This is a genomic window from Viridibacillus arvi (genome assembly GCF_001274945.1).
Classification (GTDB): domain Bacteria; phylum Bacillota; class Bacilli; order Bacillales_A; family Planococcaceae; genus Viridibacillus; species Viridibacillus arvi.
In genome coordinates this window covers 1,163,211-1,184,834 of sequence record NZ_LILB01000005.1, presented here as the reverse complement: position 1 = coordinate 1,184,834, position 21,624 = coordinate 1,163,211, and the positions used below count along the sequence as shown (strand labels likewise).

General features: G+C 35.3%; 17 protein-coding genes. 7 read left to right on the top strand and 10 right to left on the bottom strand.

Annotated features, from left to right (window positions below):
• Positions 1-32: 32 nt before the first annotated feature.
• Together AMD00_RS14980 and AMD00_RS14975 are read right to left on the bottom strand one after the other, a co-directional pair.
• Positions 33-755: a WecB/TagA/CpsF family glycosyltransferase gene (locus AMD00_RS14980; RefSeq protein ID WP_053417805.1), complete on the bottom strand. Its 723-nt coding sequence runs from the start codon at positions 753-755 to the stop codon at positions 33-35.
• Between the two features lie 89 nt (positions 756-844).
• Positions 845-1,945 (bottom strand): CapA family protein, encoded by a 1,101-nt coding sequence (locus tag AMD00_RS14975; protein WP_053417804.1) that lies wholly within the window; start codon positions 1,943-1,945, stop codon positions 845-847.
• 149 nt (positions 1,946-2,094) lie between these two features.
• Here AMD00_RS14975 and AMD00_RS14970 point away from each other — a divergent pair, with 149 nt between their 5' ends.
• Positions 2,095-3,567 (top strand): S1C family serine protease, encoded by a 1,473-nt coding sequence (locus tag AMD00_RS14970; RefSeq protein WP_053417803.1) that lies wholly within the window; start codon positions 2,095-2,097, stop codon positions 3,565-3,567.
• Positions 3,568-3,735: 168 nt separating this feature from the next.
• Here AMD00_RS14970 and AMD00_RS14965 read toward each other — a convergent pair whose 3' ends face one another.
• From AMD00_RS14965 to AMD00_RS14950, 4 genes are all read right to left on the bottom strand, one after another.
• Complete coding sequence (locus AMD00_RS14965; RefSeq protein WP_053417802.1) at positions 3,736-4,485, bottom strand: C40 family peptidase; 750 nt, start codon at positions 4,483-4,485, stop codon at positions 3,736-3,738.
• A 547-nt stretch (positions 4,486-5,032) separates the two neighbouring features.
• Positions 5,033-6,166, bottom strand: a complete 1,134-nt coding sequence (locus tag AMD00_RS14960; RefSeq protein ID WP_053417801.1) for a C40 family peptidase — start codon at positions 6,164-6,166, stop codon at positions 5,033-5,035.
• A gap of 256 nt (positions 6,167-6,422) precedes the next feature.
• On the bottom strand, positions 6,423-7,349 hold the full coding sequence (locus tag AMD00_RS14955) for an LCP family glycopolymer transferase (RefSeq protein ID WP_053417800.1): 927 nt from the start codon (positions 7,347-7,349) through the stop codon (positions 6,423-6,425).
• Positions 7,350-7,698: 349 nt separating this feature from the next.
• Positions 7,699-8,430, bottom strand: a complete 732-nt coding sequence (locus AMD00_RS14950) for a competence protein ComK (protein ID WP_083446244.1) — start codon at positions 8,428-8,430, stop codon at positions 7,699-7,701.
• Between the two features lie 11 nt (positions 8,431-8,441).
• On the opposite strand from AMD00_RS14950, the gene AMD00_RS14945 reads away from it, so the two are divergent.
• Positions 8,442-8,900: a sigma-70 family RNA polymerase sigma factor gene (locus tag AMD00_RS14945; protein WP_211258651.1), complete on the top strand. Its 459-nt coding sequence runs from the start codon at positions 8,442-8,444 to the stop codon at positions 8,898-8,900.
• 528 nt (positions 8,901-9,428) lie between these two features.
• The gene (locus AMD00_RS14940; RefSeq protein WP_053417797.1) at positions 9,429-10,757 is read left to right on the top strand and encodes an NAD-dependent malic enzyme; all 1,329 of its coding nucleotides are present in this window, start codon (positions 9,429-9,431) and stop codon (positions 10,755-10,757) included.
• Positions 10,758-10,839: 82 nt separating this feature from the next.
• Here AMD00_RS14940 and AMD00_RS14935 read toward each other — a convergent pair whose 3' ends face one another.
• Positions 10,840-12,414, bottom strand: coding sequence for an FMN-binding glutamate synthase family protein (locus AMD00_RS14935; RefSeq protein WP_053417796.1), 1,575 nt, complete (start codon positions 12,412-12,414; stop codon positions 10,840-10,842).
• Between the two features lie 206 nt (positions 12,415-12,620).
• On the bottom strand, positions 12,621-13,940 hold the full coding sequence (brnQ, locus tag AMD00_RS14930; RefSeq protein ID WP_053417795.1) for a branched-chain amino acid transport system II carrier protein: 1,320 nt from the start codon (positions 13,938-13,940) through the stop codon (positions 12,621-12,623).
• Positions 13,941-14,275: 335 nt separating this feature from the next.
• Between brnQ and AMD00_RS14925 the strand changes: the two genes are divergently transcribed.
• Complete coding sequence (locus AMD00_RS14925) at positions 14,276-15,970, top strand: methyl-accepting chemotaxis protein (RefSeq protein ID WP_053417794.1); 1,695 nt, start codon at positions 14,276-14,278, stop codon at positions 15,968-15,970.
• Between the two features lie 305 nt (positions 15,971-16,275).
• Positions 16,276-17,322 (top strand): glycosyltransferase family 4 protein, encoded by a 1,047-nt coding sequence (locus AMD00_RS14920; RefSeq protein ID WP_053417793.1) that lies wholly within the window; start codon positions 16,276-16,278, stop codon positions 17,320-17,322.
• Positions 17,323-17,548: 226 nt separating this feature from the next.
• Here the strand turns inward: AMD00_RS14920 and AMD00_RS14915 are convergent, their stop codons facing one another.
• Positions 17,549-18,646: an LCP family protein gene (locus AMD00_RS14915; RefSeq protein WP_083446243.1), complete on the bottom strand. Its 1,098-nt coding sequence runs from the start codon at positions 18,644-18,646 to the stop codon at positions 17,549-17,551.
• Positions 18,647-18,783: 137 nt separating this feature from the next.
• Positions 18,784-19,419 carry a YigZ family protein gene (locus AMD00_RS14910; RefSeq protein ID WP_053417792.1) on the bottom strand — a complete coding sequence of 212 codons (636 nt, stop codon included), beginning with the start codon at positions 19,417-19,419 and terminating at the stop codon, positions 18,784-18,786.
• A gap of 181 nt (positions 19,420-19,600) precedes the next feature.
• On the opposite strand from AMD00_RS14910, the gene AMD00_RS14905 reads away from it, so the two are divergent.
• Together AMD00_RS14905 and AMD00_RS14900 are read left to right on the top strand one after the other, a co-directional pair.
• Positions 19,601-20,755, top strand: coding sequence for a sensor histidine kinase (locus AMD00_RS14905; protein WP_053417791.1), 1,155 nt, complete (start codon positions 19,601-19,603; stop codon positions 20,753-20,755).
• A gap of 26 nt (positions 20,756-20,781) precedes the next feature.
• Positions 20,782-21,456, top strand: coding sequence for a response regulator (locus AMD00_RS14900; RefSeq protein ID WP_053417790.1), 675 nt, complete (start codon positions 20,782-20,784; stop codon positions 21,454-21,456).
• Positions 21,457-21,624: the final 168 nt, after the last annotated feature.

Here is a 21,624-nt window from a genome sequence, read left to right as displayed (position 1 = left end):
TCCAATTAACCATCCAACTACTCAACAACCAATCATTTCCGTCCATCCTTCTTCACCGCAAGCAAAAACTGTGGAATCTTCAACATCCTCTTCCAGCGTGTAGGTTGTGTAATCAAACGGTGGAACCATTCCAAATTCAGCTTAAGGAAGATGTCTGGTGCGCGATCAATGTTCCCGGATAGTATATCCAAGCTTCCGCCAACACCCATCAAGATAGAATTAGGGAATTTTTCGAGATGTGTAGCAATCCATTCTTCTTGCTTTGGAGCGCCTAACGCTACAAATACGTAGTCAGGAGATATAGCGGCCGCTTTTGATGCCACTTCATCACCGTTACCGTCTCTGCCATAGCCATCAGCGACGCCGACGATTTCAATATTAGGGTACTGTGCTTTTGCCATCTCAGCTGCTTTTGCTGCTATTCCAGGCTTGCCTCCATACATGAAAATTCTATTGCGCGTTCCCGTAGCATTCGCAACCGCCATAAACTCATGTACTAATTCAAATCCTGGAATGCGCTCTTTTAATGGTTGTCCTAGCATTTTAGAACCAATGACAACGCCTATGCCATCTGCCACTACATAATCAGCAGTGTGTAGTAGTTTTTCATAACTAGGGAGCTCTTTGGCAAGCATAATGATTTCAGGATTCGCGGTTACGATCCATACTTGTCCATTTTGTTTTGTGACTGTATTTACAAATTCTTTTTTTGTTGTATCCGCAATCGGAATCGATAAAATATCTATTTTTTTCATTTAAAAACCTTCTTTATAAAAGCATTTCTTTCTATTATATAGTAAACCATCTGAAAGGGGCGTAGTTAACGTGTAAACGTCCAATATGTTTACTTCTTACTATCAACGCCTACAGTCTTTTTTACCCAATCAACGGATCTTACAGCCTGTTTTTCGACATCCTTCAAAAGCTCTACTGAATAGAAACCGTCTTTATTCATAATAGCAGTTGGGGTGAAGCGGGGTGAAGTGATTCGAATAGCCCCTTCAGCATTTTTTACAACATTTAACGAGGCGATGCCACCCACATAAGTAGATAGATCTTGCATAGTCGAGAAGAAATTACCTAAAGAGTAAAATACATGCGTCTCGTGTCCATCTTTTGCGGTTATTTTCTCGTAAGGCTGTAAGACATGAGGATGATGCCCGAAAATTATATCTGCACCTGCTTCAGAAATGACTTTAGCCATTTGTTTTTGCGTCTTATTTGGTGTAGATTGGTATTCGGTGCCCCAGTGCATATTGACGATGATGACGTCGCTATTAGGGCGCATTTTTTTGATGTCCTTTTGAATAGTGTCAAGATCGATTCGATTAACTAGATAGTCTTTACCAGCAGGAGTTTCATTATCATTTGTTCCATAAGTGTAAGATAAAGTTCCAACTTTAATACCTTTGACATCGATAATACGCATTTTTTCGCGATCTTTCGCAGATTTATATGCACCAACATAAGGAAGCCCATAAGATTTGATATTCTTAAGAGCAGCTAGAACGCCTGCTTCACCACGGTCTAATGTGTGATTATTAGCTACTGACAAGAGATCAACACCAGCTTCTTTTAAATCACGAACGATATAATCAGGGCTTGCAAATTTAGGGTAGCCGGATAAGCCAAATTCTTTTCCTATGGGTAAGGATTCCTGATTCGCTAGCAGAAAGTCGTAGCTCTTTAATGTATCTTCTACCCCAGCAAAAGAAGGGGAGTAATCTTGGTAATATAATAATTGTTCATGCAATAGGATATCGCCAATCATAGCGATGGAAATCTTCTTATCCTTTATGACAGGCACCTTTTGCTCAACTTGCTCAACTTTTTCTTGTTGTTTATCTGTAGTAGTTTCATTGGATGGTATTTTTTGATATTTTTCTGAAATGGTGCATGCACTAAGTAAAAAGAGGGTACAACATATTAATAGAATTTTTTTCAAAGAAAATCATCCTTTCTAAGTCCATTTTCTATAGATTGTGCTATGATAAACTTTGTGAAAAATGATTACTACATTTTTTGAAACTTTAGATGTAGTTAATCCGTCTATTATAGTAATGAATTTTATGCAGACAGGAAGTGGATGTGAAAGTGACTAATAATAGGAGATATAATCCCAAAAATACATCCTTTAAACGTGTAGTAGCTTCCGTTATTTTAATCATAGCAGTTATTGCAGGATTATACACACTCCTTACCAAAAATGATGAAGCGACAAATGAACCCAATGTGAAAGTGGCTGATGTCCAAAAGCCAACTTCGGAAGAACCAAAAGAAGATTTAGATGAGGGCACTTCTGATAAGAAAGAAGGATCTGTCACTTCAGCTGTTAAAGATGGCATCACGAATGAAGATGTCACCGATGTGATAATGCCTAAAAACGATACTTCTGCTATTATTGCGAATGCAAAAACGCAAGTGTACACTGTCTACACAGACTTACAACAAGGATCGGGCTTTCTTTTCAATAGAAAAGGGGACATTATTACAAATGCCCATGTTGTAAAAGATGCATCCTATGTATTTGTGACAAATGAGCATGGTCAAGAATTCCAAGGACAAGTAATCGGTATTTCCAAAAAAACAGATATCGCACTGATTCGTGTTCCCGGTTTAGAAGGGAAAGACCCACTTGTACTGGATACTACAAAAGCAAAAGTAAATACGCCAGTCATCGCCATTGGAAGTCCTAATAACAAGGGTGGTACATCAACAGAAGGTGATATTACAAGATTAGATGCCAGTTTCACAGAAGAATATAATTATTTAAATCTATATGAAATCACAGCTAGATTAGAGCCGGGTTCTAGTGGTGGACCTCTAGTTAATGCGCAAACTGGTAATGTTATCGGTATTAACTCCATCATTTTAACGGATAAACCTGAAATTGGTTACGCAATCCCGGTCTATTCAATAATGTCACTTATCACTAAATGGGCAGACCAAGACGTCGATATTAAACTAGATGACGAAGAAGATTACGATCACAAGCAGGATGCTTATTTAGATAAAAAATTAATTAAAGACTATATTGATGGCTACTATGAGTTATTCCCGTACGCTATCAAAGATAAAAATAAAAACTACTATGAAACTTATTTGTTACCAAACAGTAGTGCAGCAACAACAGCTAAAGAGATGATTGCAAACTATTCATCAAAAGATAAAGAGTATCAAGATTTGAAATTCACTTTTGGTGCAGTTCATATTTATGATGATTCACCGAACATCTCGGATCACTATGCGACAGCGATTATTAACTCGACATACACTTATAAAGACGTTAAAACAGGTACAAAAGGAACGATAAAACAATCTATTCAATACACAATAATTATTGATGAATATGGTGATTATCAGTTCTCTAAAATTGACATCTTATCAACGAATACAGATTTACCTACATCAGGCTCTGGTGATAAAAAAGAAGACGATAAAGAAAATGTAACTACTCCACCAGTTGATAATAATGAAAAGTCAGATGAAGAAGAGAAAGAATCTGTAGAAACACAAGGTACAGAAACACCAGCTGATAAATCAACAGATGAAAAAATAGAAGAATAAGTACACAAACCTCGAGCCAGCAAAGCTCGAGGTTTGTGTTTGTAATATAGACTTAAAAGTTTAGAAGAGAAGTAAGGATACTTATTTTGAACATAAAAACCTCTAAGTAAAGGGCTTTTTTCTAAAAGTCCAATACTTAGAGGTTCTAAAGTGAATGATTAAATTAAATTAGTTTAAAGTACCATAGCTGTGTAAATAGCGATTCCAGTATCCATTATTGATAGATTGTACTTGAACTTGGCTTCCAGCAGCATGTACGATTTTACCATCGCCCATATAAATCGCTACGTGATCGATTGAGCCTCCACCTTGTGTGAAGAATACTAAATCACCTGCTTGTGGGTTACTTGTATATCTTGTCTCACTACGTTGTGAACGACTTGTCCGTGTGATTGATTTACCTTGTTCTTTGAAAACATATTGTGTAAATCCGCTGCAATCAAATCCAGAAGTAGTTGTACCACCATAACGGTATGGGATACCAATATATTTAAGAGCTTGATCGACAATGTCGCTTCCAGAATCATTACTTGCAGATGCTTTTGTTATGCTCTTTGATGTTTTTGATAGGTAATCACCAGACATCCAGCCAGCTTTGCCGTTTACTGAAACTTTATACCATGTTTTGTTATTAATAGTTTTTTTAGCAGACGCCTTTACAACAGTACCTGAAGAAACCGTTGTTTTTACTCTTGAGTTAGTTGAAGCATCAGAACGTAGGTTCAAGCTTGCTGTTGTTTTAAAGCGACTATTAACTTTAGTAGCAGTCGGGTTTGAAACTTGAGTTACTTCTACTGTTTCAACTTTTGTATTTTCTTTAGTGTTGTTGTCGTTTTCAGCAGCTTTGGCACTTCCAAAGGCAAGTGTTAAAGCAAGTGTGCTTGATGCGATTGCTGTAAATAATGCTTTCATATTCATCAATTCGTCCTCCAACTTTTCAACAATTATTTTTGTATATAATGTTCAACGATTATTTTGAATTTTAGTTTGTTTGACTAAGTAATACTTTAAAGAATTCAGAAAAGAAACACAATGCTATTTCGTTTACAGTTATATTACAGTTGTGTAACAAAAATGAGGATAAAGTTCTAATGACTCATGGTAATTAAGTCTTTATCGTTTGAATATTAGTGGGAAATCACTAATTTGTATTACTTAAAAGTTAAGTAATTTATGTAAAAGTTAAATAAGAGTAATAAGTCAGGTAATTTGAGTTTTTAGCGAAGCGTTTTGTAACATAATGTTACAAAAACTAGCTGTTATTGAAATATTTCATTGTAAGTAGCTTTCAAGTATTTCTAAAAAGGGATTTCGGTAATGAGTTCTACTGTTATTATTTTCTGGCTAGCCTAACTACACAAAAAAAGCATTTCCAAGGCAATTTGGATCGCCGTGGAAACGCTTTTTTGACTGTGCTTTAAAACATTAGTACTGGATAGTAGAATACATTCTTTCGCTTATAAGTTTAATCAAGTGAATAGAAACGTTTATAACTATCAAAATGCTGAGCCCAATAAGGTTCATTTACTGAAGAGACTTGAACATGTGTACCACCAGCATGTACGAATTGACCATTACCAATATAAATGCCTAAATGCGAAATACCAGTTTGATATGTATCACGGAAAAATACTAGGTCACCTACTTGAGGTGTATTAATATAGTAAGATCTAGCTTCATAACCGATAGCGTTTGTACGAGTCATGGAAAGGCCTGCATTATTAAATACATAGTGAATGAAGCCGCTACAATCAAAACCTGCTGGTGTTTGTCCACCCCAAACATAAGGTGTATTTTGTAAGGATAGACCTAAGTTAACAGCCTTTTGTTTAATGTCATTTGTTGAAACTGTTGGTGGTGTTGGTGTTGAAACATTTGTTGTATTTTCCTTGTCTTGTTGGATAGTAGAGTTTGAGCTGTTTTTGACTTTTAATGTTTGTCCAACACGTATTAGATCAGAAGTTAAACCGTTCCAAGATTTCAACTGTGTTATCGTAATGCCGAATTTATAAGCAATACCAGATAACGTATCACCAGCTACAACTTTATAGGAAGTGGCATTAACATTTGTTGTAGTTGGTGGTTTTGTTGTTGTATCTGGCTTAGGCTTAGGTGTTGGTGTTGTATTACCAGTTGGTTTACCGGCATTACCAGCATTTGTCGTTGTTGTAGGGATTTTAATCTTTTGTCCTACATATATTAGGTGATCTTTAATATTATTCGTTTTTTGAAGTGCACTGACAGATACTTTATATTTTGTTGAAATTTTTGAAAGTGTGTCGCCTTGTTTCACTTTATAAGTAGCTGTATTACTAGATGGAGAAACTGCATTTGTATTCACTGTATTAGATGGTGTTTTTGATGTTTGGGTAGATACTTTGCCGGAAAGTATCAATTTTTGTTTTGGATAAATTATATCTGATTTCAAGTTATTCGACTTTTTTAGTTTAGTGACTGTAGTACCATGTTTAAGTGCGATTGTGTATAAAGAATCACCACTTTTTACCGTATAAGTGTTTGAACTTGCTTCTGTCGATTGACTATTTATACAAAGTGCGAGTGCACCTGTAGCCAGAATGGAATAGGCAGCTTTTTTCACAAAAATCACTCCTCTTTATATTTCAAATTGTCATCCCTGTTCTTTGTACCCTCATTCTATTGAAAAAAAACAGAGAAAACAATGAAATTAGTAAAAAGGGGTAATAAGATAGTGATTAATTTTTTAAAATGCGCAAGATTCGAAAGTAATGGTCATTTTAAACCATAAAAACCCTTGTTATAAAAATAACAAGGGTTTTTATGACTAATTTAAAATAATAAAATTATATCAATAGTAATAAAAATAAACTATTTAACTATTTCAATCCTAAATGATCTTTTAATTCAGTAGATACATCCTTAAGTTCTTTCTTATTCATCATGTAATACCAAATACCATTCTTCGTCTGACCTTGCCCCTTATTAAAATAGAGTTGTTCAATCGAATTAAGAGCTTCTTTGTGCTTTTTTTGTAGCTCCATCATTTGTCCAAATGTTAAATTAGTTGAAATATTGTCACCAAGTGCATTAAAAATATCTTTATACTTCCATAGACTACTAACAGAAGCTCCTTCTTTTAAAATTCCTTGAATAAGTTGTTTTTGTCGTTCTTGTCGACCAAAGTCCCCGTTTGGATCTTCCTTCCTCATTCGTACAAATGCGAGTGCATGTTCACCGTCTAATTTTATTTTCCCTTTTGGGAAACTATAACCGTCTTCCTTAAATGCGAGCATATTAATCACTGTAATGCCTCCAACAGCATCTACTATATCTTTGAAACCTTCCATGTTCACTTCCGTTACATAATCAATTGGAATATCAAGTAAATTTTCAACTGAAGCCATTGCCATTTCAGTGCCTCCAAAAGCATAAGCATGATTCAATTTATCACTCGTTCCATACCCAACAATTTTAGTATAGGTATCTCTTGGAATACTGAGCATTTTCGTACTTCTTTCATTAGCATTAATCGTTAGTACAATAATCGTATCAGATCGTCCTTTATCATTTTCCCGTTGATCTACCCCTAATAGTAAAATGGAGAACGGCTCTTTTTTCTCTAAATTGACTTTTTCTACCCTCAATTCGGATTTATCTCGATTAATTTCTACGTGCACACTCTTTATATTTGAAGATAAATTAGCATATACGTTCCAAACATACATCCCAATTCCTAATATAATTAGGCCAATAATACACGGCCATTTTCTTTTCTTCTTCTTCTTTTCGACCGGTACATCCATTGGTATGACACCTCCAAAAGTGGGATTCGACTATTCTATGTATAATCGCGAACTGATTCGACAATTTCATCAATTATCTCGTTTTTTAGAAACTACGAAATTATACAAAATATCACAAAGTATAAAAGTAATCGACAAAAGTTATTTTTATGATCGACTTGTTGGAGATTATGTCGTAAAAGGTAGTATGGGTACATGGCAGTTTAAAGTGATTTCAATAAAATTTTTATTTTTTCTTTGTTAAATGTCGTCGTTAAAGTTGTATCAAAACAACATGGAAAGAGCTTTTAACAATATATTTAAATAATAAAAAAGCTCGCATTTCTCATGAAAAGGAGCTTTTTTGATATCACTTTCGACGAATTAATGTTTGCTGCTTATTAAAACGTAAAGATAAAATAATTGAGGCTAATCGTTGCTGTTGTTCTTTAACAGTATGTAGTGAAATGTCCAGTATGACTATTTCACCGTGATCAAAATAAAGAATTGTTTGTCCTTTACTATATGCCTCATAACGATAACTATGATAAAACACCCATACACACTCAGGGTGATAAGGTGATCGTGTCGGGTATGCGTAAATACCTTCGCCGATATAAAGTGGGAGCTTTTTTGAATAACCGAGAAGCTCCTTCACAGCATCTATCCGACCTTGAAAAGTAGAACCATGGCGAATACAGATTTTTTCGAGTAGTTGAATAGGCGTTAAAGTCGAGTATAAATATCCATCTCTAGTCATTACCTTCGACTTCATTTCTCCTTCAAATAAGGGGGATAAAACGAATGAATTGGTAGTGATTAAATCTAAATCCTTATCAAACATCATCAAACACCTCACATTTTCATCCATCATACGAAAATAACCAACTGAAATCAACATAATATTGTATAATTTCCAAATATTATAAATTATTAATGAATTTATAGTAAGGTATACGTTAAATTTGGTGTAGTAAACTTTAACTATAGTCATTCGTCCTGAACGATAATTCCATATACGATAAGTAGTACCCGGGAATACAAAGCGTTGTGCACAACTAGAAAGGCCATCTAATGGACCAATTTGAAATTGTTTTAGCACAATTTGAACCAATGATTACAAGTATTATGAACCGCTGTCGTATTTATCGAGATCACGAGCTATATAGACAAGCAGCACGTATCGGACTGTGGAAAGCGTGGACAAAATATGAAGACAGTCGAGGTGACTTTGCTCCGTATGCCTACCGATGTATTCAAGGTGCAGTTTTAGATGAATTGAAGAAAGAATCGCGCAATGAAGATCGAAATATACCTGCCGAATCAGATACGTTAGAAGTACTAATAAAAAACAATCATGTAGAGAAGTCAGACACCCACATACTAGATACTATATTAGAATCACTACCTACTAAGGATTTACAGTTACTCATCCTATTGTATATAAAAGGATACAGCTATGACGAATTAGCGGTTATGGAAGGACTAACAATAGGCGGTATAAAAAAAAGGAGAGATCGGATTATGAAGCAAATACGTGAAGAAAAAATGAAGAGTCGTAAAAAAGGTTGATCGTTCATAGAAATGGAAGGTAGAAAGTTTATATAAAGTGGGGTGAAATTATTAAGGAATCTATCAGTTTACCGTAGTAAATGTCGAAATCAGTAGCTTTCTTGGAAGAACTTCAAGAGTTGCTGCAGAAAATGTCATAGATAATAGAGAGTAAAAGGACGATTGTAGAAGAGATTATAGATAGAAGTGGGAGTTGGTTGTCGAATGGACTAAATTTCAGTGATTTGCATTGTTTGGATATGAAGAGACTATAAACTTTTGATATCTTCGCGAAAACGCATGAATTTAAATTCATGCGTTTTTCTGCATTGAGGAGTAAAAAATGAAAGTAACTGTAATGTAACTTAAAGATATAATGCATTTGTAAAAGACTTGAAAGTAGAAAAAAATAGTAAAAACAACCTCAATTTGCGAATAAGTTAGTTTTTTTATGATTTTTTATAGGTAAACGTATTTACGTGTAGCATATAGAGTAGTATCATAAACTCCATAAACATAAAAGCGTTTTCAAATTTGGGAGGAAAGAAATTGAACGTTCAAAGCATTATTCGTAATTTAATAGTAGAAACACCATCTGTACCTGGTAATTTGGCAAAGGTTGCTACAGCAATTGGCTCAATTGGCGGTGATATTGGTGATATCAAAACAATGAAAATCGGAACATTATCTACAATTCGTGATATTTCATGTACTTGTGCAGATATAGCTCAGCTTAATCAGATTGTAGAAGCGATTAATAATATAGATGATAATATTCACGTCCGTTCAGTTTCGGATGACGTTATGAAAGCACATGAGGGCGGAAAAATACATATGACGAGTCGCGTAGACGTGCGCTCATTAAGTGATTTACGTCGAATTTATACACCGGGTGTGGCGAACGTTTGCCAAGAAATTCAAAGAGAACCTGAAAAAGCACATTATTACACGAGCATTGGTAATACTGTTGCCATCGTTACCGATGGTACAGCCATTTTAGGTTTGGGGAATATTGGACCAGTTGCAGGTATGCCAGTAATGGAAGGGAAGGCAGTATTATTTGATCAATTTGCCGGTATTAGTGGTATTCCAATCTTACTCGATACAAGCAATCCTGATGAAGTAGTTGAAACCGTCAAACATATAGCAAAAGGTTTTGGGGGTATTTTATTAGAGGATATTGGTTCACCACATTGTTTCGAAATTGAAGAGCGTTTAAAAGCTGATCTATCAATCCCTGTTATGCATGATGATCAGCATGGAACAGCTGTTGTTACTTTAGCTGCAGTAATATCGGCTTGTCGTTATGCAGGAGTTGAATTGAAAGATGCTGTTGTTGGTCAAATTGGTCTCGGTGCAGCAGGATTGGCAATTTGTCGTATGCTAATGGCTTATGGTGTGAAGGAAGTATGTGGCACTGATCGACAAGAGAGTGCATTATTACGCTTGCGTAGTTTTGGCGGAACGGTAGTGGATTCAGTTGAAGAAACGATGGCAAAATGTGATATCGTCATTGCAACGACAGGGGTATCAGGTCTGATTCAACCGACAATGGTACGTGAAGGACAAATCATTTTAGCTCTTTCAAATCCATATCCAGAAATCACTCCTGAAGATGCAATTGCTGCTGGAGCTTCATACGCTGCTGATGGACGCCTTGTTAATAATGTATTAGGCTTCCCTGGGATTTTCAGAGGGGCATTAAATGCTAATGTTAAAAGTATTACGTACCCAATGTTATTAGCTGCCGCTAATGCCATTGTAGACGCAACGCGAAACGGTGACCTTGTACCACACCCGCTAGACCCAAACGTCCACAAATCGGTAGCAGAAGCTGTTGAAAGAGTAGCTTTAATAGAGATGGCAAATATAGATTAATAACAATAGACCGCTTTTTAAGCGGTTTTTTTGTATAAAAAAAGCATTCCGCAAATGCGAAATGCTTTCTCTCAAAGCCATTTTATTTTTTCTCTATATCCTCAACGGAGAATACGCGACCATATGCATCTTTATAAACAATATGTTCACTATTTAATTTTGTTGGAGAATCAAGTCCTGCAGCAGCTGCTACACGGAAAAGACCTTCACGCATTGAAACAATATAGTTTGTTACACGGTATTTTTTTTCATCAACGATTAATCCATTTTGTAACTTAGGATTCGTTGTTGCCACACCTGCTGGACAATCATTTGAATGACATCGCTGTGCCATAATACAGCCAACTGATATCATAAAGCCTCGTGCTATATTGATTAAATCTGCACCTAAAGCAAGCATGACAGCTGCACGGTCAGGTGTAATTATTTTTCCGGATGCGATGATCTTCACACGATCACGTACACCGTGGCGAACCAATGCATCTTGTAATAACACTAGGCCAGAATGGATAGGTAGGCCTACACCATCAGCTAAATCTTGGAATGTAGCACCAGTACCACCTTCAGCACCATCAATTGAAATGAAATCAGGACCTTTTCCAGATTCCTTTATATAAGCAGCTAATTCATCCGCATCTTGCGGGCTACCCACTACAATTTTAATACCTACTGGCAGTCCACCATGTTCTCTAATCTTTTCGATGAAGTCAAATAGAGTAGGGAAGTCATCAAATTGACGGAAGCGGTTTGGGCTATTAATCGTGACAAATGGTTCAATATTACGGATATTAGCAATTTCTTCTGTTACTTTTTCCGCTTCAACGTGACCACCACGTGTTTTAGCACCTTGCGCCAATTTTAGTTCAAATGCTTTTACATGAGGCATAGCTGCTTTTTCAGCGAGCTTATCCCAACTGAATTCGCCATCTTTTGTACGATAACCAAAGAGACCTGAGCCAATTTGAGCAATTAAATCCGTTTTACCTGCTAAATGGTGCTCTGAAATACCACCTTCACCAGTATTCATCCAAGACCCTTTTGCCATACCAATTCCTTTTGATAACGCAGTGATGGCATTTTTGCCAAGTGCACCATAACTCATAGCAGATTGACCAACTAAACTACGAACGTGAAAAGGCTCACGGCAATTAGCACCGATTACAACAGCATCATCTTCTGACAATAACCATGGATTGATATCAACTTCTTCAGTATGTTCTTTACGTGAAAATAAATTGTCCGCATCCATTACATATTTCTTTGTATGAATACGTTCTTCTGAATCCACATGTAATTCATCCACTTGTTTCGTAAACATTGCATTACGAATATAAAACCCTGCTTCATTAAAATCACGTTTTGAGCCGAATCCAATCACGTTTCCTAAGTATTTCCCAGGTAATACAATATGTAAAAAATCTTCGCGATTAAACGGTTTCCCGTCGTGATCATCGTCAAATAAGTATTGACGGAACTCAGGACCAACCTTTTCAAGGATATATCTCATTCTTCCTAAAATAGGAAAGTTTCTTAGAATAGCGTGTTGCTTTTGATGACGGTCAAGGAAATATAAAAATACTACTGAAATTAATGGAATAACAACTAATACGACTAGCAATATGAGTAATATAGAAGAAATACCTTCAAACCACCCCATATGCGTCACACCCCTTTTTTATATAAAAATCTTAATCTATATCAATAACTTATATAACATATCACAATTTGAGATAGATTCAAGGGTTGAATAATAGATAAAAAATATAGAAAATACTATATTTTTAGAATAACCAGAGTATTTAAGTCGCATAAACACAAAAATACCCAGAGCACGAAGCTCTGGGTAAGTTGATATAAAATAGCTTATTTTCTTATAAATAATGAAATAATCCAACCAATGATTGTTCCAACTATTGCAGGTACTAACCAACCAATACCTTCTGCATAAAGAGGTAAGTGACTTAATAGGTCTGCATATGCTGGGATATCTAATTTTGCTGCATGTAAACCGTCATATACACTAACTAGTGCGGTAGCGATTAATGCAACAGTGTAAACAATTGATGCACCATTAAAGAATTTATCGATTAAAGCTAAGCTCATTAACACGATGGCAATTGGATAGATAGCCAATAGTACTGGTAAAGAGATCGAAATTAGTTGCTCTAAACCAAAGTTCGAAATAGCCGTACTGAAAATCGCGAAAATGAAAACAAAAACTGGATACGAAACTTTAGGGAAAAGTTTTGTAAAGAATTGAGATGATGCTGTTAATAAACCAATTGAAGTAGTTAAACAAGCAAGTAAGATAACTGCTGACAATAGAATATTACCAAAATCACCGTAAAGAACGTTTGCAGATTTTGCAATAATTTCAGCACCACTACCTTGAGCGCCAATTGTTTGGAAGCTTGATGCTCCAATATAACCTAAAGAAATATAAACTAAAGCTAAACCAGCTGCGGCAATACATGCAGCGAAAATAGTTGTTTTAACAATCTTTTTATTATCTGTTACACCTTTGGAATGTAAGGCTTGTATAATTACAATTCCGAATATTAAAGCTGCTAAGAAGTCCATTGTTAAGTATCCTTGTAGGAAACCTTCTGTAAATGGCTGCGTAGTATATTTACCAACTGCTTCACCGGGACCGTCCATAGGTGTAATAATACTTTTTGCTGCTAAAAGAGCAATTACTAATAGAAGTATTGGAGTAAGGATTTTACCAACACGGTCAACTAATTTAGTTGGATTTAGTGCAAAGAATGTTGTTATTCCGAAGAAAACGATTGTAGAAATCAATAACGGAATAGAAGATTCACGCATCGCATCTGATAAAAATGGTGAGACACCAATTTCATAAGATACTGTACCAGTACGTGGAATTGCGAAGAATGGTCCAATTGCTAAATAGACGATTGAAGTAAATACGATTCCAAATATAGGGTGAACTTTACCGGCCATATCTTGTAATTGTCCGCCAGCTTTAGCAACAGTGATAACACCAATCAGTGGTAAACCAACACCGGTGATTAAAAAACCAAGCATTGCTAAACTAAATGATTCACCAGCTTGTTGTCCTAATTGCGGAGGGAAGATAATATTTCCTGCACCTAAGAATAATGCAAATAGCATTAAACCTACTGCAACTTGCTCCCCAAGTGATAAAGATTTGTTCTTCATAAATAAGGCTCCTTTAAAAATTTCTTGCGTAATGATTTCATCTATGAAAACACAACACTGATTTTCCGTCTGATAAATAATCTTTGTAATCTGAAAATTCTAATTACAAAAGTTATAAAAGTTACTAAACAACTTTAACATGAATATGTTAAGAATGGAACCTTAAAAAAAGACAAGCTAGTAGGTTTTTTCTTAATCGAGCTCTTTATAGTAATAAAGCGCTTTCATTTAACGGAAAACGTTTATGGAGATAGTGTAAAGGAACTGTTAAGTTTTTGTATAATGAAACTTTTAGTCTATTTTCTATGCTAGATTGTCCTTAAGGGGGAATATATATGTTTATATGGAATAAAATGGACCTAAGAAAGAAGTATTTTCTTTCACTTAGTATTACTTTGCTGTTATTTGCCATTATGACAATCACACTTACTTTTCAAGTAAACGAGAATAGAAAATGGTCTCAAGAATTAGATAGTTTATCGAAAAGTATTAATGACATAGATATGTTATCAAAGGAATTCAGTACATTATATATTGCAATTATCCATTATGCAGGGGATCCGCTAGCTAAGCATGATGCTTCGTATGGGGCTTCGATGTCTACTCTTGAAAGTTTACTGAAGAAATCAGGGAATGTAGTGCAACAACGAGACTCGGAAGCAATCGAAGTGGAACTAAATAGGATTCATGAATTATACATAAAGCGCTTGAAAGTATCAGTTGCGAAAAAAGACAATATCGCAAAACGACGTCAACTTAACTCGGTATATCAATCGTATGACAATATAGAAAAAAAATTAAACACAATTCGGGCAGGAGCGTCAACGGAACGTGAACAGATTTTGCAAAATATGAATGAAAGCCAGCGAAGAACATTAATCGTATTATGTGTGTCATTCCTACTGGCGGTAGCTATATCGACCATATTAATGGTGATCACAAATCGCCAAATTCGCCAACAACTTGAATTAGTTGCACAAACAGCAGAAAGTATTTCAAAAGGAAATTTGAACGTTGTAGATTTACCTATACATACGAATGACGAGATAGGACAAGTATCGACAGCGATGAATCATATGAAACATCAACTTGTAGAGATGCTTCAAATAATAAAATCGTCAGCACATGAAATATCAAATGACAGTCATGTACTACAAAATTATTCAGTACAATCTTTAGAGGGATCCAAAATAGTTTCAGTCTCACTTAAGGAGTCTTTACAAAATGCAAAAGCACAGCAATATTCATCTGATGGTATTGTCGCTTTTATGGAACGCTTCTCAGATAATTTGCAACAAATGGTTGGTCAAGTAGAGCAACTGTCAGTAAAGGGGCTACAAGCGGAACAATATTTAGAAGATAGTAGTGTTTCGATGACTGAAGCTGTAAGTAAAATGACTGGATTACAGCAACTTCTAATAGAAGCAGAGCAGGAAAGAATACTTTTGCAAAAGCGTACTGATGAAATTGTCCGTGTCTCTCTTTCAGTAAAACAAATTGCCAAACAAACGCATTTGTTAGCGTTGAATGCCGAAATTGAAGCGGCGCGCTCTGGTGAAGCAGGGAAGGGGTTCGCTGTTGTAGCAGAGGAAGTTCGTAAATTAGCAGAGGAAGTTTCGAATGCTGCTCACAATATTCATAATTTGTCCGATGATATAACTGTGCAAGGCGCAACAATGGCGAATACTTTTAACGCAGGTCTCATAACATCAGAAGAAAGTGCAACAGCAATTCAAAATGCGGCACAGCAAATGACGATTATCATACAATATATAGGCGATACACTGGGACAATTTAAAGCGATGTCCAGACAAATACAAACTGTAGAAAAAGAAAAGGAAAGTACTAAAACCTTGATTCACCAGTTAAATGACGCTATTTTTCAAAATACTGAGCATATTGAAGAGACAACCTTGTTTTTAAGCGATAATTTATCAACTATTGAATTGTTGTCGGCACGTATTCATGACGTCTCTGATCAAGCGATGACTATGCGTCAATCAACAACGAAGTTTGAAATGTCCAGTTAAATGTAATATGTGGAAAAATGTTTAGCCTTCCTAGGAGGGGGGTACAATATTAACAAAATGCCGTAATGCTTCTCCTAACTGCATTGTTGGGAGATTTTTTCTGTGAAAGTGGGAACTATTTAAAGGGAATCGTCGTCCTATAAAAGAATTGACTAGAGTATAAGAAAGTAATAATTTCGGTTAAACGAAGTGTGTTTTCTAGTAATTCATGCTATAATACATTGTAAATAAATTGTAAATATATTGGATGCATATTTTCTGCATCTATAAAATATAAATGATAAGAGTTATTAAGGAGGAAGGGTATGACATACCTTGCATGGATTGTAGCATTCATAGCTTCAATTTTACTGACTCCACTTGTGAAGCGACTAGCATTTCGTGTTGGTGCGGTCGATCGTCCAAATTATCGAAAAGTGCATGCTGATATTATGCCGAGACTTGGTGGCTTAGCCATCTATCTAGCATTCCTCATAGGGATATTGATTTTACGACCTATGCATGAAGCAATGCTTCCTCTATTAATTGGGAGCTTTGTCATTATTGTGACAGGCGTCCTTGATGATATGTTTGAGATTTCAGCGAAGGCTAAATTATTTGGTCAGCTAATTGCTGCTACAATCGTAATATTTTTTGGTGGAATTCAAATTGATACCATCAACCTTCCATTCAGTAATGGTGAACTTGATTTTGGTTTCTTAAGTATACCAGTGACGATTATTTGGATTGTAGGTATTACGAATGCGATTAATCTAATTGATGGACTAGACGGTCTTGCTGCTGGTGTTTCAACCATTGCGTTGATCACACTTGCTGGAATGGCTTTTATCATGGGAGATACATTTGTTATTATCATGGCTACATTGTTAGCTGTGAGTACTATTGGGTTTTTATTTTACAATTTCCATCCTGCGAAAATTTTCATGGGGGATACTGGGGCGCTGTTCCTGGGCTTCATGATTTCCGTTTTAGCATTACTTGGGTTCAAAAACGTTACATTTGTTTCACTTGTTATTCCAATTATCATGCTAGGTGTTCCAATCTCAGATACATTCTTTGCGATTTTACGACGCCTATTAAATAAACAACCACCATTTTCGCCAGATAAATCACATTTACATCATTGCTTATTAAATGTTGGTTTCACACATCGTCAAACTGTTATAATTATTTACGGTATTGCATCGATGTTTGGTTTAGCAGCGATCGTCTTCTCTATGGCTAAGCTATGGGGAGGTATTCTACTTATAACCGTATTGCTTATTGCAATTGAATTATTTGTAGAAATTATCGGACTAGCAGGGTCAAATTATAGACCGCTATTAAACTTAGTACGTAATAAAAGTAAATAATAAAAGACGATATTGCAGGGATGACTGCGATATCGTCTTTTTTTTAGAGATAGATATCATTCTAGAGTAATTATGGATTAAAGTGGGGCCGTATCATTGTTCACATTAAAGTACATACAGGTTAGTTATGTTTGGTTGAGGTGATACTAATTCATTTACTTAACAAATTCTCCTTGAAGAATATAAAAAAATCCCTTAGTCGAATATGACTAAGGGATTTTCGTGATTATTGATTATTATTGTTGTCTGATTGATAGTTCGATTTGTAATCTGAATTATAGCCAGAGCCTTCAGCATTATTTGAGTCTGCTGCATTATCTGTCTCACCTGAATTATCAACTAGGTTACTATCTGTTAGGCCAAGTTGAGCACGTAAGATGTTTTGTGTTTCTGTTAATGCAGGCTCGTCTAATTGGTAGTAGTAAATACCAGTAGAAGTATCATCATTACCTTTAAGGGACAATGATTCTACATTTGGCATACCACCTTTAATGTATTCAAAGAATGATTTCATTTCATTGAAAGTCATATTTGTTTTCATGTTGTTACCAACGGCTTCAAGAATGTTATCGTATTTAGTAAATGATGTAACGGAAGATGCTTTTTTCAGGATAGCAGCTAAAATCATTTGTTGGCGTTCACCACGTTGAATATCGCTATCTTGTTTACGCGTTCTTGCAAGGGCTAAAGCTTCACGACCATTTACCGTTTGTAACCCCGGTTTTAGGTTTACTGTACGCTTATCATTTTCATCAAGTTCATGAAGTTCATATGGAACATCTACTTCAACACCACCAAGAGCATCAACGATTTCGATAAATGCATCGAAGTTTAAGCGGTAATAATAATCAACCGGAACGTTTAATAAATTCTCAACAGTGTCAATTGTTGCGTTCGTACCCCCAAGATGTGCGTGCGTAATTTTATCTTTTCTGTCTACATAAGGAATATAAACATATGAGTCGCGAGGAATACTTAGTAACTTTACGGATTTCGATTTATTATTTAACGTTGCTAGTAATAATGCATCAGAACGGGAATGTTCTGAACCTTGACCGCGTTTTTCACTATCGTCGATTCCGACAAATAGAATAGAAACATTATCTGTCATTGGCTTTACGACCGATTCACGTAAATCCGACTTTAAACGTGTATTATCTTTGTCATATGCATTATTTGCAGCTTCTTCTGCTTTTTTTGTTAACCAATATGCGTACGTGCCAGTTGAGACAACCATAAGGCCAATCAGAATTAAAAAAGTGCGTAATATCAGTTTTTTCTTTGAGGGCTTCTTTTTTCTTTGGCCCATTCTTAAATTAGTCATACACGATCTCCTCTAAATTAGGAATAAATGCTATATATAAATATTGGACGTATGGCGTATCCAAAAAGTTTCGAATGTAAATGTATAGCGAATTATATTATACTATGCAGTTTTGTAACAGTAAAATTAAATTTATATTACTGCTTGTCGAATTCTAAAAATTCTTGCTTATTACAATTTACTTTACATTGCCCATTAGTCATTTCAATTATCCAATTCGTAAAGTCTTCTACTTCCTCTTTTGGTACAAAGGTATAAAAATCGACATCATCGGTATATTCAATGTTATCTAATATATAAGAAGAATTGCGAATAGCATTTTCTACTTTTCCTAACCATGTATAGCTAACGGAAACTTTCATCAAACTATGAAGGCGACGTTCAACAACTGTTGCAGCTTCAATTCCAACGGTAGTTGATTTGCCGTAAGCACGGACCAAACCACCAGCTCCCAATTTAATGCCTCCAAAGTAACGAGTCACTACAACAACAGTATCTTTCAAATTTTGTTTTTTCAATACTTCAAGCATAGGTACTCCGGCCGTACCACTAGGTTCACCATCATCATTCGCTTTTTGAATTTGATTGTGTTCGCCAATTAGATAAGCTGAACAATTATGTGTTGCGGAATGATGCTCTTTTTTTATCTTATTTATAAATGCAATGGCTTCTTCTTCAGTCTCTGCTCGCTCGCAATGCGCGATAAATCTCGATTTTGAGATGATTATTTCATCTGTTCCGAAGCTTTTTAGTGTATAATAGTTTTCTCTCATGGTAAACTCCTTAAATAAATCAATTTATTTTTGACATCTAGTTGACACGAAATTTTAATAAAAAAAAATCATAAAAATGCTATAATTAACTTTGTGATGCAGGAAAATAGGTTCATATATATAATTATAATATATGCTCATTACTTCTTCAAAATGTAGCACAATTTGTAAGGGGTTTGGTATGGTGGGAGACAAAATTGATATAAAATCATTAGATTTAATTTTTAATCGAATGGTAAAAACAATAGACGAATCTAAAAGTGATATTTTTACGATCAGTGAACAGAGTAGACAAACATTTGAAGAAATGAAAATCGAACTGGAAGAAGTTCGTGAAAAAATCGCTGATGTAATCACTGAAAATGACATTTTAGAGACCAAAACGAAATTTGCTAGAGGAAGATTAGCGGAAGTATCAAAAAACTTCCAAACTTATTCTGAAGCAGAAATCCATAAAGCATACGATCAAGCAAATCAACTTCAAATACGTCATTCTGTTGTCCAAGCTGAAGAAAAGCAGCTACGTGAGAAAAGAGATGACCTTGAAAGAAGGATGCGCAATTTACTTGATACGATTGAAAAAGCAAATCATCTCGTAAACCAAGTAAATGTCGTATTAAATTATTTGACCTTTGATTTGAAGCATGTCGGTCCAGCACTCGAAAATGCGAAGATGAAAGAAGACTTTACGATTAAGATCATCGAAGCAACAGAAGATGAACGTAAACGTATTTCTCGAGAGATTCACGATGGACCTGCACAAATGTTAGCCAATGTATTACTTCGCACAGATTTAATCAATCGCACGTACCAAGAACGAGGGGTAGAAAAAGCATTACAAGAGATACTACAATTAAAAGATATGGTGCGCGATGCATTACATGAAGTAAGACGCATTATTTACGATTTACGTCCAATGGCTTTAGATGACCTAGGTATAATTCCAACACTAAAGAAATACCTTTCTTCAGTTGAAGAGTATAATAAAGGTACTACAATCCATTTTCAGTCAATGGGTGAGCAAAGAAGAATGGGGACAAATTATGAGGTAGCCATTTTTCGACTTGTACAAGAATGCGTAAATAACGCTATAAAACATGGTAAAGCACTTGAAGTATGGGTTAAATTCGAATGGTTGGAAGAACATGCCAATATAACTATAAAGGATAATGGTGTAGGATTCGATACTAATATTGTGAAAAAAAATTCATTCGGTTTAATTGGTATGCGCGAACGCGTAGAATTACTTAGCGGAGAAATGGAAATGATTTCTGAGATTAATCATGGAACTCGAATCATATTCAAAATTCCACTAAATCATGAACAAAAGAATTAAAGTAGTATTAAATAGGAGGATTTTATATGACAAAAATAATAATAGTAGATGATCACCAATTATTCCGCGAAGGAGTAAAACGCATTTTAGATTTTGAAGATACATTCGACGTAGTAGCAGAAGGCGATGACGGTACTGATGTTGTCCAACTTTATGAAGAGTATAATCCAGATGTTGTATTAATGGATATTAATATGCCTCAAAAAAATGGTGTTGAAGCAACAGCAGAACTTTTAGAGAAATATGCAGATGCGAAAGTTATCATGCTTTCTATCCATGATGATGAATCATATGTATCTCACGCATTAAAATCAGGCGCTCTTGGTTATATGTTAAAAGAAATGGATGCTGACGAAATCGTTGAAGCTATCAAAATCGTAGCTTCTGGTGGTTCTTACTTACATCCGAAAGTAACTAAAAACTTAGTTGCTGAGTACCGTCGTTTAAGCGAACGCGAAAACAAAGGTTCATTCCATCAAACTGAAATTCGTCGTCCATTCCATTTATTAACTAAACGTGAATGTGAAGTATTGCAATTATTAACTGATGGTCAAAGTAATCGTGCAATTGGTGAAACTTTATACATCTCAGAAAAAACAGTTAAAAACCACGTATCAAGCATTTTACAAAAAATGAACGTAAATGACCGTACTCAAGCTGTAGTGACAGCAATTAAAAACGGTTGGGTTGAAGTACGCTAATTGTTTAACACAATCAAGATGATGACAAGCTAATTGACGCAAGTGAACATAGCATCGCATTACTTGTGATAAATTATGAATTAGCCTATTATTAAAAGTGCAGTTTAACTTTGAATATGACGCAATGTCAGAGCCTGCATTTAAAACTTGAATAGTATTGGTTACTTT

Excerpts from the sequence above, each read along its gene's own strand:
- AMD00_RS14945 (WP_211258651.1), top strand. The coding sequence starts at position 8,442 with ATGATTACAAGTATTATGAACCGCTGTCGTATTTATCGAGATCACGAG.
- AMD00_RS14935 (WP_053417796.1), bottom strand. The coding sequence starts at position 12,414 with ATGGGGTGGTTTGAAGGTATTTCTTCTATATTACTCATATTGCTAGTC.
- AMD00_RS14925 (WP_053417794.1), top strand. The coding sequence starts at position 14,276 with ATGTTTATATGGAATAAAATGGACCTAAGAAAGAAGTATTTTCTTTCA.
- AMD00_RS14900 (WP_053417790.1), top strand. The coding sequence starts at position 20,782 with ATGACAAAAATAATAATAGTAGATGATCACCAATTATTCCGCGAAGGA.
- AMD00_RS14980 (WP_053417805.1), bottom strand. The coding sequence starts at position 755 with ATGAAAAAAATAGATATTTTATCGATTCCGATTGCGGATACAACAAAA.
- AMD00_RS14955 (WP_053417800.1), bottom strand. The coding sequence starts at position 7,349 with ATGGATGTACCGGTCGAAAAGAAGAAGAAGAAAAGAAAATGGCCGTGT.
- AMD00_RS14910 (WP_053417792.1), bottom strand. The coding sequence starts at position 19,419 with ATGAGAGAAAACTATTATACACTAAAAAGCTTCGGAACAGATGAAATA.
- brnQ (WP_053417795.1), bottom strand. The coding sequence starts at position 13,940 with ATGAAGAACAAATCTTTATCACTTGGGGAGCAAGTTGCAGTAGGTTTA.
- AMD00_RS14965 (WP_053417802.1), bottom strand. The coding sequence starts at position 4,485 with ATGAATATGAAAGCATTATTTACAGCAATCGCATCAAGCACACTTGCT.
- AMD00_RS14905 (WP_053417791.1), top strand. The coding sequence starts at position 19,601 with ATGGTGGGAGACAAAATTGATATAAAATCATTAGATTTAATTTTTAAT.
- AMD00_RS14920 (WP_053417793.1), top strand. The coding sequence starts at position 16,276 with ATGACATACCTTGCATGGATTGTAGCATTCATAGCTTCAATTTTACTG.
- AMD00_RS14915 (WP_083446243.1), bottom strand. The coding sequence starts at position 18,646 with ATGACTAATTTAAGAATGGGCCAAAGAAAAAAGAAGCCCTCAAAGAAA.